Source organism: Shewanella sp. JNE2 (genome assembly GCF_023159115.1).
Lineage (GTDB): Bacteria > Pseudomonadota > Gammaproteobacteria > Enterobacterales > Shewanellaceae > Shewanella > Shewanella putrefaciens.
This window is the reverse complement of the sequence record NZ_CP096169.1, coordinates 3,490,362-3,509,421: the sequence shown is the minus strand read 5'-3', so window position 1 is coordinate 3,509,421 and position 19,060 is coordinate 3,490,362. Positions and strand designations below refer to the sequence as shown.

The 19,060-nt window shown below is 47.1% G+C and carries 14 protein-coding genes; 10 read left to right on the top strand and 4 right to left on the bottom strand.

Annotated elements, in window-relative coordinates:
• Nucleotides 1-20 precede the first annotated feature (20 nt).
• The gene (gene fabF, locus MZ182_RS15775) at nucleotides 21-1,301 is read left to right on the top strand and encodes a beta-ketoacyl-ACP synthase II (RefSeq protein ID WP_248068216.1); all 1,281 of its coding nucleotides are present in this window, start codon (nucleotides 21-23) and stop codon (nucleotides 1,299-1,301) included.
• Between the two features lie 619 nt (nucleotides 1,302-1,920).
• Here the strand turns inward: fabF and MZ182_RS15770 are convergent.
• Complete coding sequence (locus tag MZ182_RS15770) at nucleotides 1,921-2,937, bottom strand: IS110-like element ISSpu22 family transposase (RefSeq protein ID WP_014609791.1); 1,017 nt, start codon at nucleotides 2,935-2,937, stop codon at nucleotides 1,921-1,923.
• A gap of 706 nt (nucleotides 2,938-3,643) precedes the next feature.
• Between MZ182_RS15770 and MZ182_RS15765 the strand changes: the two genes are divergently transcribed.
• A complete protein-coding gene (locus MZ182_RS15765) occupies nucleotides 3,644-4,681 on the top strand; it encodes a DUF2235 domain-containing protein (RefSeq protein ID WP_011788370.1) in 1,038 nt (345 codons plus the stop codon).
• A gap of 16 nt (nucleotides 4,682-4,697) precedes the next feature.
• Entirely contained in the window at nucleotides 4,698-5,525 is an 828-nt protein-coding gene (locus tag MZ182_RS15760) for a cobalamin-binding protein (protein ID WP_262917209.1), read from the top strand.
• 62 nt (nucleotides 5,526-5,587) lie between these two features.
• Here MZ182_RS15760 and MZ182_RS15755 read toward each other — a convergent pair whose 3' ends face one another.
• Nucleotides 5,588-6,979 carry an NAD-dependent succinate-semialdehyde dehydrogenase gene (locus MZ182_RS15755; protein WP_248069190.1) on the bottom strand — a complete coding sequence of 464 codons (1,392 nt, stop codon included), beginning with the start codon at nucleotides 6,977-6,979 and terminating at the stop codon, nucleotides 5,588-5,590.
• 217 nt (nucleotides 6,980-7,196) lie between these two features.
• Nucleotides 7,197-8,315 (bottom strand): glycerol dehydrogenase, encoded by a 1,119-nt coding sequence (locus MZ182_RS15750; protein WP_011919820.1) that lies wholly within the window; start codon nucleotides 8,313-8,315, stop codon nucleotides 7,197-7,199.
• 468 nt (nucleotides 8,316-8,783) lie between these two features.
• Between MZ182_RS15750 and MZ182_RS15745 the strand changes: the two genes are divergently transcribed.
• The 7 genes from MZ182_RS15745 (at nucleotide 8,784) to MZ182_RS15715 (ending at nucleotide 18,080) form a co-directional block, all read left to right on the top strand.
• Nucleotides 8,784-10,100 (top strand): DEAD/DEAH box helicase, encoded by a 1,317-nt coding sequence (locus tag MZ182_RS15745; RefSeq protein WP_411028092.1) that lies wholly within the window; start codon nucleotides 8,784-8,786, stop codon nucleotides 10,098-10,100.
• 99 nt (nucleotides 10,101-10,199) lie between these two features.
• On the top strand, nucleotides 10,200-11,009 hold the full coding sequence (locus MZ182_RS15740) for a M48 family metallopeptidase (RefSeq protein WP_011788375.1): 810 nt from the start codon (nucleotides 10,200-10,202) through the stop codon (nucleotides 11,007-11,009).
• 128 nt (nucleotides 11,010-11,137) lie between these two features.
• A complete protein-coding gene (locus MZ182_RS15735) occupies nucleotides 11,138-11,755 on the top strand; it encodes an FKBP-type peptidyl-prolyl cis-trans isomerase (RefSeq protein ID WP_248069210.1) in 618 nt (205 codons plus the stop codon).
• A 72-nt stretch (nucleotides 11,756-11,827) separates the two neighbouring features.
• Entirely contained in the window at nucleotides 11,828-12,640 is an 813-nt protein-coding gene (gene dapB, locus MZ182_RS15730) for a 4-hydroxy-tetrahydrodipicolinate reductase (protein WP_248069214.1), read from the top strand.
• A gap of 173 nt (nucleotides 12,641-12,813) precedes the next feature.
• Nucleotides 12,814-13,974, top strand: a complete 1,161-nt coding sequence (gene carA / locus MZ182_RS15725; protein WP_248069217.1) for a glutamine-hydrolyzing carbamoyl-phosphate synthase small subunit — start codon at nucleotides 12,814-12,816, stop codon at nucleotides 13,972-13,974.
• Nucleotides 13,975-14,001: 27 nt separating this feature from the next.
• A complete protein-coding gene (gene carB, locus MZ182_RS15720) occupies nucleotides 14,002-17,226 on the top strand; it encodes a carbamoyl-phosphate synthase large subunit (RefSeq protein ID WP_011788379.1) in 3,225 nt (1,074 codons plus the stop codon).
• A gap of 143 nt (nucleotides 17,227-17,369) precedes the next feature.
• Nucleotides 17,370-18,080, top strand: a complete 711-nt coding sequence (locus MZ182_RS15715) for an RluA family pseudouridine synthase (protein WP_248069220.1) — start codon at nucleotides 17,370-17,372, stop codon at nucleotides 18,078-18,080.
• A 60-nt stretch (nucleotides 18,081-18,140) separates the two neighbouring features.
• Here the strand turns inward: MZ182_RS15715 and MZ182_RS15710 are convergent, their stop codons facing one another.
• Entirely contained in the window at nucleotides 18,141-18,914 is a 774-nt protein-coding gene (locus MZ182_RS15710) for a substrate-binding periplasmic protein (protein ID WP_011919816.1), read from the bottom strand.
• Nucleotides 18,915-19,060: the final 146 nt, after the last annotated feature.

Genomic DNA, 19,060 nt, shown 5'->3' with positions numbered 1-19,060 from the left:
GTGAAACAAGAGATAAAATAATGAATAAGATCAATAAAGTGCGAATTGTCGTCACGGGTGTAGGTATAGTAAGTCCGCTAGGTGTGGGTGCAGAGATTACTTGGCAGCGCTTACTGGCGGGGCAATCGGGGATACGCAAGCTAAACGATGACTTAACTGTAGGGACGGGAACAGCTGTGGGTGGTCAAGTTCCAAGCCTAGCTGAAGACTCTCTCGCTGGTTATAACCCTGATTGTGTTATTCCGGCCAAAGAACGTAAGAAGATGGATCGTTTCATTGAGTTTGCTCTTGTTGCTGCAAAGGAAGCACTAACGCAGGCAAACTGGCACCCCATAACGGTAGAAGAACAAGAGAGAACCGCAACCATTATTGCTTCAGGTGTCGGAGGCTTCGGTACTATAGCTGAAGCAGTACGCACAACGGATTCACGGGGACCGCGTAGGCTCTCACCTTTTACAGCGCCTTCCTTTCTTGCCAATATGGCAGCAGGACATGTCTCTATCACGCATGGTTTCAAAGGCCCCTTGGGGGCACCTGTAACTGCTTGTGCGGCAGGGGTTCAAGCAATTGGTGATGCGGCTAGGCTTATTCGTAGCGGCGAGGCAGATATTGCAATTTGCGGGGGTACAGAAGCTGCTATCGACCGAGTTACGCTCGGATGTTTTGCTGCCGCTCGTGCTTTATCTACGGGGTTCAATGATCGCCCTCAAGAAGCATCTCGCCCGTTTGATCGTGACCGAGATGGATTTGTTATGGCCGAAGGTGCGGGGTTGTTTGTCATTGAATCGCTAGAACATGCGCTAACGCGAGGCGCGCAGCCAATAGCAGAAATCGTTGGATATGGCACTAGCGCAGATGCTTATCATCTAACCTCTGGCCCAGAGGATGGGAATGGTGCACAACGATCAATCCGGCAAGCCCTGCGACAGGCTGGTATTGAGCCGTGTGATGTGCAACATATAAATGCACATGCCACGTCTACCCAAATCGGTGACAAAAGCGAACTGGCTGCTATTCGAGCAGTGTTTGGTGTGGATTCTAATGTGGCAATTACATCAACAAAGTCCAGTACCGGTCACTTACTCGGTGCTGCTGGCGGTGTTGAAGCCATCTTTACGTTATTAGCGCTACGAGACCAAGTTGTTCCGCCTACGTTGAATCTTATTAATCCAGACGAGGCGGCTAAGGGGCTAAATTTAATTAATTTAGTGAAACGAGATATGAGAATTCAATATGCACTATCGAATGGGTTTGGATTTGGTGGTGTTAACGCGAGTTTATTACTTCGTCGTTGGGAATAAGCAAAATAAGGGTGTAGAAAGAAATCGTTTTCTACAAATTCTGCATTATTAAAACCGTCCGTGAAAAATAATTTGTAGTCTATGAAATCGGTCGCTCAGGATTTTGCCATACTTTTAGTAATTCGAAACTCAAGGATTAGATTTAGGTCCTAACACGAAAATGTCCAAAAACTGTGTTGCGTATGTCTTTTAAATCTACAGGTTACGCTAAAGCCAAAACGGTGAGCCATGGTGATTGGCGAGACGACCGTCCGCCCCATGGCCGCTCTTTGGCGTCCATGCCATCGCGGCATTTGTGAATCCTTTCACATCAGATGGGGCAGTCGAGCATCCACGGATGGACTTGAACAACATATATGGACCCATCCGGTTTGCAAGACATTCGATATCAATTTTGAGAAGAGTTCATTGCACCCATATATTCGGCCTGTTATTGAGGGATTCCTCTGGCCCTGATGGATATTTGCTTCTACTGTCCTTATCATCCCTGCGGCTTCATCAGAGCCTGTGTTTTCGTAAGGTTTTTAGTAGATCAGTCTGACTGTCTCATCATCAAATCAAGTGTCTTAGCAACTTGCTGGTTGGTTAATCGTTAACATAATAAGTACATTTGATGTTGTTACATAGCGAGCCGAAACTCTTCTTCACGTGCCGCGATAACCCATGACATTCTGGCGAGCTTATTCGCGACGGCCACACACGCACGATTGAAACCTCGGCGTTCCGCTAGCTGGATAGCCCAACAACTCAACTTATCCGACTTACTCCCACTGTGCCGCAACACCGCTCTGGCGCCGTGGATGAACAGCGTACGTAAATAGGCGTTTCCCCGCTTACTTATCCCGAGGAGGTTATCTTTCCCGCCACTGCTGTGCTGCTTAGGTACTAAGCCACACCAAGCTGAAAAATGTCGGCCATTGCTAAAGTCTTTACCGTCACCCACTGCAGCATAAATCGCCGTAGCGGTGACAGGCCCAACACCAGGGATAGTCTGTAATCGCTGACAAATCACATTGTTTTGAGTTTCGTTTAGTACTTGAGTGTCACAACTCTTAAGCCGTTTTTCAATGTCGATAACCTCATCATATAACTGATAAAAGATGGCTCTACCCTTGGTGGTCAGTGTATTGGCTTCATCGATCAAAATATCAGGTAGCTGGGCTTTAAAAGCCGATTTACTTTTGGTCATCACAATGCCGTATTCCGCTAGCATCCCTCTGACTTGATTGATTAAAGCTGTTGATTGTTTAGTTAATCGTTCCCGCATACGGTGGAGCAGTTGCACATCTTGCTGCTCGACGCTTTTGGGTTTTACAAACCGCATGTTGGGTCGCTGCGCAGCCTCCGCAATGGCTAGCGCATCGTTGTAGTCATTTTTATTACCTTGCCTAAAAGGAACCACATACTGCGGGGCAATTAACTTAACTATGTGCCCAAATTGCTCAAATTCTCTGGCCCAATAACTCGCGCCGCCACACGCCTCCATAACGATAAGGCAAGGCTCAATTTTCGCGACAAAGGGCAGCAAGTCTTTGCGTCTAAGCATTTTCTTTTTGATTAACTTGCCAGCTTTATCAACACCAACAAGATGAAAAACAGACTTTGCGATATCTAAACCGATTGTAGTAATCTTCATAGGTGGACCCGTCCTCTTTCTGATGAGTTTTAGCGACTACATCGTGGCCCATTGCGAGGCCGATTTAAAGTGGATGGGTCCATTCCATTATCCCTGTTTAACTGCCAGTTCGCCGTCCATGGCTCTCGTTCATAAGCTCAGAAACCCTAGGTTTCTATTCACCGAGTCGACGAGCAAATGGCATGGCAAACCTATAAGTCGGGGCCTATGCATTAAGTTCCCTACAGCTTAAGTTATAAGTCACTCAATCGTACTATTCGTGCACTTTTGTCCCAAAGCGTGCAGCATAAGCTTTTTAAGTCTACAGGCTACGTCAATGCTAAATAGGTGAGCCATCACCGTGTCGTCGAGCAAATACCATGGTTCGCCCTTCAATAGGAGCCTGCATTTTATAACCAAGCAATAAGTCATTTAGTGATATTAGCCCTTCTATATTTAACGCTCCTCTGTCCAACTCTTGTTAAACGAACATTACATATGCAAACTGTAGCGGCATCTTATTGTTCTAATTTGTCAGCTTAGGTTTTTATGTCACTATAGGTTTTTTGCCGCGATGTTAGCATGTAAAGCAAGATGAGCTTTTAACGCCTTGAATCGCCAGCAAACAAGGATAGCGAGGCTGTTATTCCTTGGTAAAACCCGTTAGCGTCTGTATCGACAGCTTTTTACCTGTGAGATTGGGCATCAGTGACTCAAGGATGATGCGATGAATAAACGTATTGTGATTTGTGCCGATGGGACTTGGAATCGGCCCGAGAAAGATCTTAAGGTCGATTTCCCAACCAATGTGCTGCGCCTCGCGCGGGCGATTAGCCCCTTGGCCAGTGACGGCAAACCCCAGCAAGTGTTTTATGATTGGGGTGTGGGTTCCTATTACGATCAAACCATCGGTGGTGCGACAGGGCGCGGTTTACATAAAAACATCATGGATGGTTATCGCTATATAGTGCAAAACTATTCCCCCGGCGATGAGATTTACCTCTTTGGCTTTAGTCGTGGTGCTTACACAGTGCGTTGCCTGTGTGGCTTGATTAATAACTGCGGCATACTCAAACGTCCCGATGCGGCGTTGATTCAACAAGCTTTCGACCACTATAAAAAAAGCAGTGCGCCCTTTGCGCCTGATGGTGAAAAATCCCTCGAGTTTAGAGCGAGATACAGTCATGAATCTCGGGAAATCAAGTTTGTTGGTGTGTGGGATACCGTGGGTGCTATGGGGATCCCTATTTCATTTTTAGGGTTGTTCGAAGATAAAGACGAGTTTTACGATACTAAAATTGGCCGCAATGTGCGCGTTGCCCGTCATGCCTTAGCCATAGATGAACACCGCAGTGATTTTGAGCCGACCATTTGGCAACTACGCGACAATATGGACATGCAGCAAGTGTGGTTTGCGGGTGCCCATAGCAATATTGGCGGCAGTTATAAACCTGATAAAGACGGCTCATTGCTGTCGGATATTGCACTGTTGTGGATGATATCCGAGGCGCAGAAATTTAATTTAAGCCTAGAGCCACATTTAACGGCAAGTTTACATCCTAATCCGCTCGCGACTTTACATGACTCACGGCGCAGTTTTTATCGGATAAAGCAGGCGTACTTGCGGCCACTGGATCCTTCGACTGTTCCTGTGTTACTGCACCATTCAGTGAAAATCCGCTGGGAGCGAGACCCCCAATATCGGCCAAAAAATCTAAAAGTTTACTTGGATCGCTATGGCTGGCCGACTGAGCTAATCAATTAACCACTTAAGGAATAATATGTATATACAAGGCGTTATTGGGCTGTTTTTCTGTCTATATCTGTTGTGTTCGACTGATGTACAGGCGCAGCCCGCTAAACGCATTATTGCGCTCTCTCCCCATGCGGTGGAAATGCTTTATGCCATAGGCGCGGGCGATACGATTGTGGCCGCAACCGATTATGCGGATTATCCTGAGGCTGCAAAAAAGATCCCGCGTATTGGCGGTTACTATGGCATTCAAATGGAGCGGGTACTAGAGCTTAATCCCGATCTGATTGTGGTGTGGGATTCGGGTAATAAAGCCGAAGATATCAACCAGCTTAGGACGTTAGGATTTAATCTTTATGGTAGCGATCCTAAAACCTTAGAAGGCGTCGCCAAGGAGCTTGAAGAGTTAGGCCAACTTACGGGGCATGTTGAAGAAGCAAGCAAGGCTGCGGCCGCTTATCGCGCTGAGCTTATCCGATTGCGGGTTGAAAATGCTAAAAAATCAGAACCTAAGGTATTTTATCAACTCTGGTCTACCCCCTTGATGACAGTCTCTAAAAACAGTTGGATCCAAGAGATTATGAGTGTGTGCCATGGACAAAATGTGTTTTACGATGCCGATAGCGATTATCCGCAGGTGAGTTTAGAAAATGTGTTACTGACTTTACCGGATGTGATTTTACAAAGTGAAGAGGAAGGCAATGTGAAAGGGGTTGATTGGCGCCAATGGCCAGAAATTCCTGCCGTTAAAAATCAGCATATTTATCAACTCAATGCCGATTTATTGCACCGTGCAACGCCCAGAGCATTACTTGGCGTTCAAGCCTTATGTGATGCCTTGGATAAAGCACGTTAAATAAAACGCCTGACAGATTATTCCGTCAGGCGTTTAGTCTGATGCCACTATTTTCTAAGCGTTTAGAAAGGTGCGTTGATATCAACCACATTAATCAGCTTGTGGTTTACAAACTCTTTCAATCCTAAATCGATCAACTCGCGGCCATAACCTGAGCGGCGAACCCCACCAAAGGGTAAGTCGGCCTTGACCATAGTTGGATGATTAACAAACATCATGCCTGTGGAAACCTGCTTAGCGACCGCCAGCCCGCGTTGGGTATCGGCGGTAAACACTGAGCCACCCAATCCAAAGGGCGAGTCATTGGCAACGGCAATCGCTGCTTGCTCATCTTTTACTCTGTGGATACTGGACACAGGGCCGAAGAATTCCCAATAGTAGGCTGGGTTATCTGGCGTCAGGTTTGTCAGTATTGTTGGCTGCACAAAGGCGCCTTGCTGCGGTACTTTAGGCCCCACTTCGGTCGCGGTTGCGCCGTGTTTTACGGCATCACGGATCTTCTGCTTCAACTCATCGGCCGCGCCTTGGGAAGACAGTGGTGCCAGCGTAGTGGCCGAGTCCATAGGATCGCCTGCTTTTAGCGCTTCTATCCCCTTGATATAACCCTTCATAAATTCATCGTAAATGGCTTCAACTAAGATCATCCGCTTAGATGATGTACAGACCTGTCCCGCGTTCCAGTGACGGCCAAACACGGCCCAGTCGATGGTTTTAGGCAGATCGGCATCTTCAAGTACAATAAAGGCATCTGCGCCACCCAGTTCTAGGGTGGACTTTTTCAGTGCCTTACCCGCCAGAGCGGCAATGATCGATCCCGCATCTTCAGATCCCGTGAGCGCAACACCATGCACTTTGGGCGAATTGATGATCTGTTCTATCTGCTCTCGGGTGGCATACAGATTTTGGAATGCACCTGAGGGCAGTCCGGCATCGCGCATTAAGCCTTCAAAGGCCGCTGCGCACTGGGGCACGTTGGATGCATGTTTGAGTAGTAAGGTATTTCCGGCGGCAAGCTGCGGCGCTAAGATGCGCGCAATTTGGTAGTAGGGAAAGTTCCAAGGTTCGATAGCCAATAATACGCCCAGCGGTTCGTTAACCAGTATCGCTTCACCTTCGGCGGGATCGGCAACCGGCAGTTTTTGCGGTGCCAGCAGTCGCTCGGCATGTTCGGCGTAGTATTCGAAAATTTGCGCCGACAGTTCGACTTCAGCTTCGGCTTCTGCTGTGACCTTGCCCATTTCTAAGGTCAGTAGATTGGCGTATTTGGACTTGTTGTCTCTGAGGATCTTCGCTGCCTTAGACAGTATTGCGGCCTTGTCGGCAAAGGGAGTGGTTCGCCAGCTTAAAAATGCCTGATGGGCGGATTCTATCGCCTGTGTGACTTCGGTATCTGTTGCATTTGGAAATTCTTTGATGAGCTTTCCCGTAAAGGGATTGGTTGTTGCATAAGCCATATGTGCCTCCAAGCGTTTAACAAATAGAGCGTAAATGCCAGCTTTGGCATCGAGGGTGGAAATGTCTTGTTTGTTGTGGACTCCCTTGCCATTGATTATGTGGCAAGGAAGCCTAGGATGAACGGTAAACTCGTGTGGCAGCAGGAACTATTCAAGTAGTATTAATTAATAAAATCAGATGGTTGCTACCTACGGTGTACACGTCATATTGTTACGGTTAACAAGCTTCAGCTGTTTTATAGCGTTCAGCCATGGCATTGGCGGCTATCATGGCTTGATAGACGTCATCTGCGGTTAATTTCATCGGCATATTGCCCATAGTATCGCCCTCAGCACATGCTATCTCAGCCACTTTGCGCCACTCGGCCTCGATAAAGGTTTTCAGCCCTAAATCTGCGAGAGTGAGCGGTAGTCCCGCTGTTTTGATAATGCGGACAACGTTATCGATTTCGGCTTTGGGGGCATTTTCGAGCACGAGCTGAGTTAGCAGCCCAAAGACGACTTTCTCGCCGTGCTGAGCTTTATGTAAGTCTGCCACCGCTGACATACCATTATTTACGGCATGGGCGGCGGCTAACCCGCCTGCTTCTGCACCAACACCACTGAGATAGATGGTGGCTTCAATGGTTTGCTCTAGCGCAGGTGTGACTATTTTGTTTTTAACTGCGTCCATAGCAGCTTCAACATTTTCAGTCAGTAACTGATAACAAAGTTGGGCCAATCCCAGCCCTGTGCGGGAAGGCTTTTTCAGGACTAGGTTGACGCCATCCGATTGATAGCAGGCACGAGCTTCAAAATAGGTTGCCAGTGCATCGCCTATGCCTGCCGCAAAAAATCGGGCCGGAGCCGCGGCGATAATAGCAGTGTCGGCAACGACAGCATCTGGGTTCTGTGGCAGAAACAGATAGCGTTCAAACTCACCGGTTTCGGAGTAGATCACTGCAAGTGCAGTACAAGGCGCATCGGTTGAGGCAATTGTAGGGTACAAGATGACAGGCCGTTTTTGATAGAAGGCGACGGCTTTGGCGGCATCTAAGGTTTTTCCACCGCCAACTCCAACAATAACGTTGGTATGATGCTGCTCTGCCAGCGCGCCTAAGCGCTTTATCTCGGCTTCGCTGCACTCATAGTTGAATTGTTCGAGATGGCTGCTGATCCCATTTTGATCTAGCCCAGCGACCGCTTCATTCTTCACGCGGCTGAGGATAAATTCATCGCAGATGATAAAAGCATTGTCACCAAAGTCCTTAACATAATCATGCATTTGAGCTAATAGGCCCTTGCCGATAATAAATTTTTTAGGGGAAGTGACGGTACGTGGAATGACAGTACTCATAGAGCCTCCTTGGCACTGATAATGGATTATCCTTTCAATCTGACTCTAACATACACCCAATTTAATGTATTAGGCAAAGTATCGGTGATATTTTTATTTTCCAGAGTAAATTGCTGTGTTTTTGTTTTATTTTGATTTTTATAACTTATTTTTATAGATAACATATTATTAACGTCTTTTGTGTTGACGTTTTTAGTGGAAGGACTATACGCCTTTGAGTTTACTTTTATTCCTTTATTTACAAGTGGTTACAGTGTTTCTGCGAAACGGTCAAAATGAATAGATCAAAATAGTGCGGTGAGAGTGAGAATAGGGGAAAGCTTATTATATCTGTGCTTAAATAATGCCTTAGGCAAAAAAGGTTTACGTAAAAACGCTTAAACACGTTCTTTTAAATAAGTTCCTCTAAACAAGTGCCCTTAAACTAAATTGGTATTATTAGGTGACACTCAGTAGACTTTCGCTCCCATGTTTTTATCCGGTGTTGTCATGACCTTCTCCGAATTTTCGTCATCCTCTGAGTCACTCACTTTTACCAAACTTGGCTTAAATTCGGCCTTGATTAAGGCATTACCTGCGATGCTGCAGTGTCCTACTCTGGTACAGCAATTGGCTATTCCTGCCATATTAGCGGGGCGTGATGTGTTAGCGTTGGCGCAAACGGGGAGTGGCAAGACCTTAGCATTTGGTTTGCCCTTATTGCAGTCGGTTTTAGAGCAGCAGGCTCAAGCACTGATAACGGCTCAAGCATTGGTACTCGTGCCAACAAGAGAGTTAGCGCAACAAGTGACCCTGGCACTGCAAGCTGTGGCGCAGCCTTTGTCAGGGGCGATGAAAATTCAAACCCTTTGCGGTGGCGTGGACATCGATAATCAATTAATTGAGCTTGTAGAGCGGCCTCAGATTTTAGTGGCAACCCCTGGGCGTATACTGGATTTATGTAAGCAATCCCACATTACCCTCGACTCGATAAAGCACCTTGTTTTGGATGAGGCAGACCGTCTATTGGAAATGGGTTTCTGGCCTGATGTGCAAAAGTTGATTGCGTTGATGCCCAAACATAAGCAAACCTTACTTTTTTCAGCCACGCTGCCCGAGGCTTTGGATACATTGGCGAGTCAATTGCTGATCAATGATCCATTACGCGTTCAAGCCCACAAGGCTAATTCAGTCGTCCCCCATATTGAAGAACAGCTCTATTTGGTGAATAAGGGCAGTAAAACACAGGCATTGATTGCCCTGCTAAAACAATATCAATGGCCGCAGGTGCTGGTGTTTATTAGCGCCCGTGATGATGCAGATGCGGTCACTAAACGGCTCGCAAAAGCGGGGATGAAAGTCGCTGCACTACACGGTGAGAAAGATCAAACGGTGCGCAGCCAAACTTTGGCCGACTTTAAAGCCAAACGCATTCAAATATTAGTGGCGACAGATTTGATGGCGCGCGGCATTCATATCGATGCCTTGCCTGTGGTGGTCAATCTTGATTTGCCCATGAGTGCGCCTGTGTATGTACATCGAATCGGCCGTACTGCGAGAGCGGGCACCAAAGGGCTGGCGATTTCCCTTGTATGCCATGGTGAAATGGCAACCTTAACAACGATTCGCGGTTTAACCGAGCGAGCGTTACCGCTGACATTATTAGCTGATTTTCCGGTAACAGATAAGCCGAGTGAACAAGTCAGTGATGGTAAGGTTGAACGTAAGCGGCCACCGCGGGATAAACAGGCCAACCGCCGTAGCATAAATAAGCACAAGGCTAGCGAGTTTAAAGGTAAACGCTAATCCCATTTGGCTTATCGGCCTTATCTCAGTAAAATCATTTCATTAGCAGAGTCCTGAAAAGACTTCGTCATGTAATCAAAGGATTTGGGAGAGTTCTACATGAAATCAAAACGATTAAGCTTGATGGTGATCACTGTCATGCTCGGATTATCGGCCTGTGCAACCACAAAATCGCCAACAGGAAGGGGTCAGACTCTGTTGTATTCATCAGCGCAAATGCAGCAGATGGGTGATGCCTCTTTTGAAGAGATGAAAAAGCAACTGAAGGTGAGTAACGATAAAAAGCTGACACAATATGTTAATTGTGTGGCTAGCCGCATTACGGCGGTATTGCCAGATCAGACCCAACGCTGGGATGTAGTATTGTTTGACTCTGAACAAGTCAACGCGTTTGCCTTGCCGGGAGGCCATATCGGTGTTTATACCGGATTACTTAAAGTCGCTAATGGTCCTGATCAGCTTGCCACTGTTATTGGTCACGAAGTTGCCCATGTACTGGCGCAACATGGGAACGAACAGGTGTCCCGTGGGCAGTTAACGGGCGTTGGCATGCAAATAGCCGATGCAGCGTTGGGGGCGAGTGGAGTGTCGAATCGTGACTTGTATATGTCAGCTCTGGGGTTGGGTGCCCAAGTTGGGGTTATTTTGCCCTTTGGTAGAGCCCAAGAAAGTGAAGCCGATGTGATGGGGGTAGAGTTGATGGCGCGTGCAGGTTTTGATCCCGCACAAAGTGTTGAACTATGGCAAAATATGTCGAAAGCGGGAGGAAGCCAAGGTATTGAATTGTTATCGACTCATCCATCAAACAGCAACCGTATTGCTCAGTTGCAACAACTTCAAAGCCAAATGCAACCGCTATATCAAAGCGCAAAGGTCAATGTTAAAAACCAGTGTGTTGCACCTAAATAACAATAATAGACAATTTCTATAATGAGTTAGCCCAGAAAGTTAAATAAGCAGTCAGTTTATCAGCATAAGCCTTCGAACTATGCTAAACTGGCGCGCAAAATTCCACTGATAATTGAGAGTCGTTAATTATGTCTGATAAATTCAGTACTATTGAACAGCAAGCAAGCTACGGCGTAGGCCGTCAAATGGGTGAGCAACTGGCCGCTAATTCTTTTGATGGTGTGGATATCCCTGCCGTTCAAGCAGGTTTAGCCGATGCGTTTGCGGGCTTAGAAAGTGCAGTATCTATGCAGGACTTGCAAGTTGCCTTCACTGAAATCAGCGGTCGAATTCAAGCTGCTCAAGAGCAAGCTGCTGCAGCTGCGTCTGCAGAAGGCGAAGCGTTTTTAGCGCAAAACGCTAAGCGTGAAGGCGTAACCGTGACTGACTCTGGTCTGCAATATGAAGTATTAGTCCAAGGTAGTGGCGCGAAACCTACTTACGAAGACACAGTGCGTACTCATTACCATGGTTCTTTCATCAATGGTGATGTGTTCGATAGCTCAGTGGTACGTGGCCAACCGGCTGAGTTCCCAGTCTCTGGCGTAATCGCTGGCTGGACTGAAGCACTGCAACTAATGCCTGTAGGCACTAAGTTAAAGTTATATGTTCCACACCATTTAGCTTACGGTGAGCGTGGTGCAGGCGCATCAATTCCTCCGTACTCGACCTTAGTGTTTGAAGTTGAGTTGTTAGACATCGTCTAATGTGATTGAAACGCCTAAGCCTGCCTTAGGCGTTTTCTTATGGGATAGATGAACCAGTTTGAGGAGAGTGAAATGGGTGGACAAGTGAGAGTTGCAATCGTCGGTGCGGGTGGTCGCATGGGACGCACTCTTATTGAGGCGGCTTACCATCAAGAGCACATTCTTCTGGGCGCGGCAATAGAACGCGCAGGCTCAAGTCTAGTGGGTGTCGATGCGGGTGAGTTGGCGGGCGTGGGTAAGTTGAATGTCATCATTATGGATTCGCTTGATTATGCGACTGATGACTTTGATGTACTGATTGATTTCACCGCACCAGACGCCAGTATTGTCCATTTAGATTGGTGTGTTCGCCATAAGAAAGCCATGGTGATCGGCACAACGGGTTTCAATCAAGCTCAAAAAATACAGATTAATGCCTTTGCCGAGCAAACACCTGTAGTCATGGCGCCAAATATGTCAGTCGGTGTCAACCTAATGTGGAAATTGCTTGAACTGGCCGCAGATGTCATGGGCGATTATACCGATATCGAAATAATCGAAGGTCATCACAGACATAAAAAAGATGCGCCATCGGGTACAGCTCTGAAAATGGGTGAGGTGATTGCTAAAACCTTAGGTCGCGATCTGGAGAAATGTGCAGTGTATGGCCGCGAAGGAATTACCGGTGAACGTGATCGTGAGACTATCGGTTTTGCGACCATTCGTGCTGGCGACTTAGTGGGTGAGCATACTGCGATGTTTGCCGATATCGGTGAGCGTTTAGAGATCACCCATAAGGCGTCGAGTCGTATGACCTTTGCTAATGGTGCCATGCGCGCAGCCCGTTGGGTCGTGGAGCAAAAACCGGGCTTGTATGATATGCAGCAGGTTTTAGGTTTGAATTAATTCATATTAAAAAACGCCGATATGGCGTTTTTTTTTGCACCCAGTTACCAATGGGTGGACGGTTTCGCGTTTTTCCTGTAAACTCGCTGGAATTTGTCAAAATTTCGTAAAACAGCGGAAATTGGTATCTTAAAACAACATAAAAACATTATATTTCAGTGGCTTGGCTCTTTATGGAGGTCGCGTTGACAAAGTCTGCCTTACTCGTACTCGAAGATGGAACCGTATTCACTGGCACAGCAATTGGTGCCGATGGACTCTCTGTTGGTGAAGTTGTTTTTAACACTTCCATGACAGGTTACCAAGAAATTCTAACTGATCCATCCTACTCACGCCAGATTGTAACATTAACCTACCCCCACATTGGTAATACTGGTACCAATAATGAAGATATAGAATCCAATGGGGTTCACGCTTGTGGTCTTATCATTCGCGATCTTCCACTCATCGCAAGTAGTTTCCGCAATCAACAAAGCTTAAGTGATTATCTCAAAGCGAACAATGTTGTTGGCATAGCAGATATCGATACCCGCAAGTTAACGCGTATTCTCCGTGAAAAAGGTGCTCAAGCCGGTTGTATTATGGCTGGTGCAGACTTAGACGAAGCAAAAGCCCTCGCAGCTGCCAAAGCTTTCCCCGGTTTAAAGGGCATGGATCTCGCTAAAGAAGTCACGACTAAAACTGCCTATCCATGGCGTAAAGGTAGCTGGCGTTTAGTGGGTGGCTTACCTGAAGATACGCCAGCAAATGAGCTTAAATACAAAGTAGTAGCCTACGACTACGGCGTTAAGCAAAACATTTTGCGTATGTTGGTGGATCGCGGCTGCGACGTCACCGTGGTTCCAGCTAAAACCTCTGCCGCAGAAGTGTTAGCGATGAACCCAGATGGCGTATTCCTCTCGAATGGCCCTGGCGATCCAGAGCCATGTGATTACGCGATTGAAGCGATTCAGCAGATCCTGAAAACCGACACGCCGATTTTCGGTATCTGTTTAGGTCATCAGCTACTCGCGCTGGCATCGGGTGCAAAAACCTTAAAGATGAAGTTTGGTCACCACGGTGCAAATCATCCTGTGAGCAATATCGAGCAAGGTAACGTGATGATCACTAGCCAAAACCATGGTTTTGCTGCCGATGAAACGACTTTACCCGCCAACATTAAAGTGACCCATAAGTCGCTATTTGATGGTTCACTGCAAGGTATTCATCTGACGGACAAACCTGCGTTCAGCTTCCAAGGTCACCCTGAAGCGAGCCCTGGTCCGAACGATGCCGCCCCGCTGTTCGATCACTTTATCGATCTAATCGACATATACCGTCAGAACGCTAAGTAATACGCAAGCTAGGAGAAGAGAGAAGCAATGCCAAAACGTACAGATATAAAGAGTATTCTTATCCTAGGTGCAGGCCCGATTGTCATTGGTCAGGCATGTGAGTTTGACTATTCAGGCGCCCAAGCCTGTAAAGCACTGCGTGAAGAAGGTTACCGCGTCATTCTAGTGAACTCTAACCCTGCCACTATTATGACCGACCCTGAAATGGCCGATGCAACTTATATCGAGCCAATTCACTGGGAAGTGGTCCGCAATATTATCGCCAAAGAACGCCCTGACGCGATTCTGCCAACCATGGGCGGCCAAACCGCACTGAACTGCGCATTAGAACTCGAAGCCAAAGGTGTTTTAGCGGAATTTAATGTTGAAATGATAGGCGCGACTGCCGATGCGATTGATAAAGCCGAAGATCGTAGCCGTTTCGACAAAGCCATGAAGAGCATTGGCTTAGAGTGTCCACGTGCGGGTATCGCCCACAGCATGGAAGAGGCCTACGGTGTGCTCGAGCAAGTCGGTTTCCCTTGTATTATCCGTCCTTCATTCACTATGGGTGGCTCGGGTGGTGGTATTGCCTACAACAAGGAAGAGTTTGAAGAAATCTGTTCTCAAGGGTTAGATTTATCGCCAACCAAAGAGCTGCTAATCGATGAGAGCTTAATCGGTTGGAAAGAATACGAGATGGAAGTGGTTCGTGATCGTAACGACAACTGCATCATCGTCTGTTCTATCGAAAACTTCGATCCTATGGGCGTGCACACCGGCGACTCTATCACGGTTGCACCCGCGCAAACTCTGACAGACAAAGAATACCAAATCATGCGTAACGCCTCTATGGCCGTACTGCGTGAGATCGGTGTTGAAACGGGCGGTTCAAACGTACAGTTTGGTATTAACCCAATCGATGGCCGTATGGTGATCATCGAGATGAACCCAAGGGTATCGCGCTCATCTGCGCTGGCATCGAAAGCCACGGGATTCCCGATTGCAAAAATCGCCGCTAAGTTAGCAGTCGGTTTCACCCTTGATGAGCTGATGAATGACATTACGGGCGGTCGTACGCCAGCGTCATTCGAGCCTGCTATCGATTACGTTGTGACTAAAGTGCCACGCTTTAACTTTGAAAAGTTTGCCGGCGCGAATGACCGCTTAACCACACAGATGAAATCTGTGGGTGAAGTGATGGCCATCGGCCGTACTTTCCAAGAGTCACTGCAAAAAGCCTTGCGCGGTTTAGAGGTTAGCCGTAACGGTTTAGACCCTATCACTGATATGTCTAAACCTGAAGCGATGTCACGTATTCGCCTCGAGCTAAAAGAACCCGGTTGTGACCGTATTTGGTACATTGCCGATGCGATGCGTGCGGGTCTTGGCCTTGATGAAATCTTCCGTCTGACCAATATCGACCCTTGGTTCCTCGTGCAAATTGAAGAACTGATTAAACTCGAAGGCGTTGTTGCCGAGGCGGGTTTGGCGGGGCTGGATTATGATTTACTGCGTAAGCTGAAACGTAAAGGCTTTGCCGATGCGCGTTTAGCCGATGTATTAGGGGTGAATGAAGCTGAAGTGCGTAAGCTGCGTGATAAATTCGACCTGCATCCTGTCTACAAACGTGTAGATACCTGTGCGGCCGAGTTTGCGACTGACACGGCCTATATGTACTCGACCTATGAGGAAGAGTGTGAAGCCAATCCCTCTGATCGTGAAAAAATCATGGTATTAGGTGGTGGTCCAAACCGTATCGGTCAAGGTATCGAATTCGACTATTGCTGCGTACATGCGGCATTAGCACTGCGTGAAGACGGTTACGAAACCATCATGGTCAACTGTAACCCTGAAACCGTTTCGACCGACTACGACACCTCAGATCGTCTGTACTTCGAGCCCGTCACTCTGGAAGACGTATTAGAAATCGTCCGTATCGAGAAGCCAAAAGGCGTTATCGTGCAGTACGGTGGCCAAACACCACTGAAACTGGCTCGCGCCCTTGAGGCCGCTGGTGTGCCAATTATTGGTACTAGCCCAGATGCGATTGATCGCGCTGAAGACCGTGAGCGTTTCCAGCAGGCGATTCAACGCCTGGAAATGAAGCAACCTGAAAACGATACCGTGACCACAGTTGAAGGTGCAGTGATTGCCGCTGAGCGTATCGGTTATCCGCTGGTGGTGCGTCCATCCTATGTTCTGGGCGGCCGTGCGATGGAAATCGTTTACGACCAACAGGACTTACTGCGCTACTTCAACGAAGCCGTAAGCGTATCTAACGCATCGCCAGTACTGTTAGACCACTTCTTAGATGATGCGATCGAAGTGGATATCGACGCAGTCTGTGACGGTGAAACTGTGGTTATCGGCGCCATCATGGAGCATATCGAGCAAGCTGGGGTTCACTCCGGTGACTCAGGCTGTTCCTTACCGCCATACACTTTAAGCCAAGAAATCCAAGATCGCATGCGCGTGCAAGTCGGCAAGTTAGCAATGGAACTTGGTGTCGTTGGCCTAATGAACGTACAGTTTGCCGTGAAAGATAACGAAATCTATATGATTGAAGTTAACCCACGCGCAGCCCGTACTGTGCCATTCGTGTCGAAAGCAACGGGCGTGCCTTTAGCTAAGATCGCGGCGCGGGTGATGGCAGGGCAAAGCTTGAAGTCGCAAAACTTCACTAAAGAAGTGATCCCACCTTTCTATTCAGTGAAAGAAGTGGTGTTGCCCTTTAACAAGTTCCCAGGTGTTGATCCATTGTTAGGCCCAGAAATGCGCTCTACTGGTGAAGTGATGGGCGTGGGTGATACCTTCGCCGAAGCTTATGCTAAGGCGCAGTTAGGTGCCACAGCAGAGGTGCCTAAGTCGGGCCGTGCATTATTGTCTGTGCGAAACAGCGATAAGAAACGCGTTGCCGATTTAGCGGCTAAGTTAATTGAGCTCGGTTACCAAATCGATGCGACCCATGGTACAGCCATTATTCTGGGTGAAGCGGGCATTAACCCACGTTTAGTGAACAAGGTACATGAAGGTCGTCCACACATTCTCGATCGCATCAAGAACGGTGAATACACTTATATCGTCAACACCACTGAAGGTCGTCAAGCGATTGAAGACTCTCGTCAATTGCGCCGCGGTGCACTGCGTTACAAAGTGAACTACACGACGACCATGAATGCTGCATTTGCCACCTGTATGGCCCATGCTGCTGATGACCGTACCAATGTGACATCAGTGCAAGAATTGCATCAACGCGTATTAGCTGAATAAGCATTACTGTTGATGTCGTTTAATAAGGCCGTATAACCGAGGTTATACGGCCTTATCATTTAGGCCCATTGCGGTTTTACTTTATGGTTCCGTTTTTGAATATTTTGCTCACTGAATTTCCCTTTTAGTTGTCTGAGAAAACGATGTCCGATCCCGAAGATAGCATTACCCAAGTCGATACTTTTATTGCGCCGCCTTGCCTCGGGCAAATACGTATGCTCTATCAAGATAGCGATATTCTGCTGATTGATAAGCCGAGCGGATTATTGAGTTTATCGGGGAAGAATCCGCTGAATCTCGACTCAGTGCATTATCGTTTAGTGCAGGATTTTCCGACGGCCACGCTACTACACAGACTCGATTTTGGCACTTCTGGCATCATGCTGGTGGCACTGAATAAAACGGTTAATGGTTTGCTGACAAAACAGTTTCAGGCGCGCACGGTTGAGAAGCGTTATACCGCATTACTCCATGGGCATCTCACTGACGACAGTGGGGTGATTAATCTGCCTATCGCTAAAGATGTCGACAATTTCCCGCTGCAGAAAATTTGCCACAGCACAGGTAAGCTTGCGATCAGCGAATATCGGGTGCTTGAACGATTACCGGAACCTTTTGCTACACGGGTAGAATTTACCCCCGTTTCTGGCCGCACTCATCAACTTAGGATCCACAGTCAGCAATTGGGACACTCGATTTTGGGGTGTGATCTGTATGGTGGGGTAGGTGAGAAGATAACAGACAACGATTATGCTCTACATCATATAAGGTTAATGCTGCATGCGACTCGCTTAGCCTTCGACCATCCAATAACAGGCGAGCATATCGATTGGATTTGTAAGTGTCCTTTCTAAGGGACGATTTGAACGTGATAGTAAAAGAGATATAGAGTGTAGAATAGTTGAATTTAGTGGTTAGTGGGCTGGTCCTATCCGTTCGGTTTGCATGGGCGGTTCATCCATGGGGAGCCAAGCATGATAAATCGTTTTGAAAGTGCCATCTGCTTTTATCGCTGCTAGGCTATTTTTCCATTGTTCTATCACTTCATTGGCGGTGCCGCGAGAAAAAGCAATGTATAGATGGTTAGCACTAATCGTAAAAAGGGATTCAACATCATCAATACTGGCACCCGCTTCCGTAAGTATGCTTGGTGCTGTTAAATTAGCATTACACCAGAGATCGATACGGTGTTTTATGAGCTGCTTAGCGCTTAAAAGCGGAGTAGAAGACGCTGCAATATTGGTAAACCCTTGTTCGAGGAGTATTCGCTCTTCAACTGAGGCGCGGTAAACGCCAATCGCTTTGGCTGACTTCGCATCCTCTAAACTGGTAATTTTTATCCCACTGTTTTTTAGAGCATAAAAATTAGTCGTCCCAATTGCAACTGGGCCAATCATAGTAAACATCTGCTCTCTTTCTGTCGTGCGTGTCATAGTGAATAACACAGTATTAGGTTGCTCGGTCAGCATTTTCCAACCTCGAGCCCATGGCACGACCTTAATTGGGTCTTGGTTCTTGATGCGTTTTTGAATTTCTTGTACGACTTGTACAGCTAAACCATCGGGTTTACCATCAACAGAGAAGCTGATCGGTGACCATTCTTCGGTATATATATTCAGTGGATTGGCCATGATGGTAGGCACGATCAACACTAAGATTGGTAGCAGTATTCTGGTGGCAAATTTCATTAATAACCCTAAAAATTAGTACGTTATAATTGAGTCTGACTGCCTGCTCTAAAACGATTAAAGATAGAAACTGTATTTTTTATCAAGTATAGCTATTAGCTTGGTTTATAAGATTAAAATTTAATATCGGTTTTCAGAAAAGAGCA

Excerpts from the sequence above, each read along its gene's own strand:
- fabF (WP_248068216.1), top strand. The coding sequence starts at position 21 with ATGAATAAGATCAATAAAGTGCGAATTGTCGTCACGGGTGTAGGTATA.
- MZ182_RS15770 (WP_014609791.1), bottom strand. The coding sequence starts at position 2,937 with ATGAAGATTACTACAATCGGTTTAGATATCGCAAAGTCTGTTTTTCAT.
- MZ182_RS15765 (WP_011788370.1), top strand. The coding sequence starts at position 3,644 with ATGAATAAACGTATTGTGATTTGTGCCGATGGGACTTGGAATCGGCCC.
- MZ182_RS15760 (WP_262917209.1), top strand. The coding sequence starts at position 4,698 with ATGTATATACAAGGCGTTATTGGGCTGTTTTTCTGTCTATATCTGTTG.
- MZ182_RS15755 (WP_248069190.1), bottom strand. The coding sequence starts at position 6,979 with ATGGCTTATGCAACAACCAATCCCTTTACGGGAAAGCTCATCAAAGAA.
- MZ182_RS15750 (WP_011919820.1), bottom strand. The coding sequence starts at position 8,315 with ATGAGTACTGTCATTCCACGTACCGTCACTTCCCCTAAAAAATTTATT.
- MZ182_RS15745 (WP_411028092.1), top strand. The coding sequence starts at position 8,784 with ATGTTTTTATCCGGTGTTGTCATGACCTTCTCCGAATTTTCGTCATCC.
- MZ182_RS15740 (WP_011788375.1), top strand. The coding sequence starts at position 10,200 with ATGAAATCAAAACGATTAAGCTTGATGGTGATCACTGTCATGCTCGGA.
- MZ182_RS15735 (WP_248069210.1), top strand. The coding sequence starts at position 11,138 with ATGTCTGATAAATTCAGTACTATTGAACAGCAAGCAAGCTACGGCGTA.
- dapB (WP_248069214.1), top strand. The coding sequence starts at position 11,828 with ATGGGTGGACAAGTGAGAGTTGCAATCGTCGGTGCGGGTGGTCGCATG.
- carA (WP_248069217.1), top strand. The coding sequence starts at position 12,814 with ATGGAGGTCGCGTTGACAAAGTCTGCCTTACTCGTACTCGAAGATGGA.
- carB (WP_011788379.1), top strand. The coding sequence starts at position 14,002 with ATGCCAAAACGTACAGATATAAAGAGTATTCTTATCCTAGGTGCAGGC.
- MZ182_RS15715 (WP_248069220.1), top strand. The coding sequence starts at position 17,370 with ATGTCCGATCCCGAAGATAGCATTACCCAAGTCGATACTTTTATTGCG.
- MZ182_RS15710 (WP_011919816.1), bottom strand. The coding sequence starts at position 18,914 with ATGAAATTTGCCACCAGAATACTGCTACCAATCTTAGTGTTGATCGTG.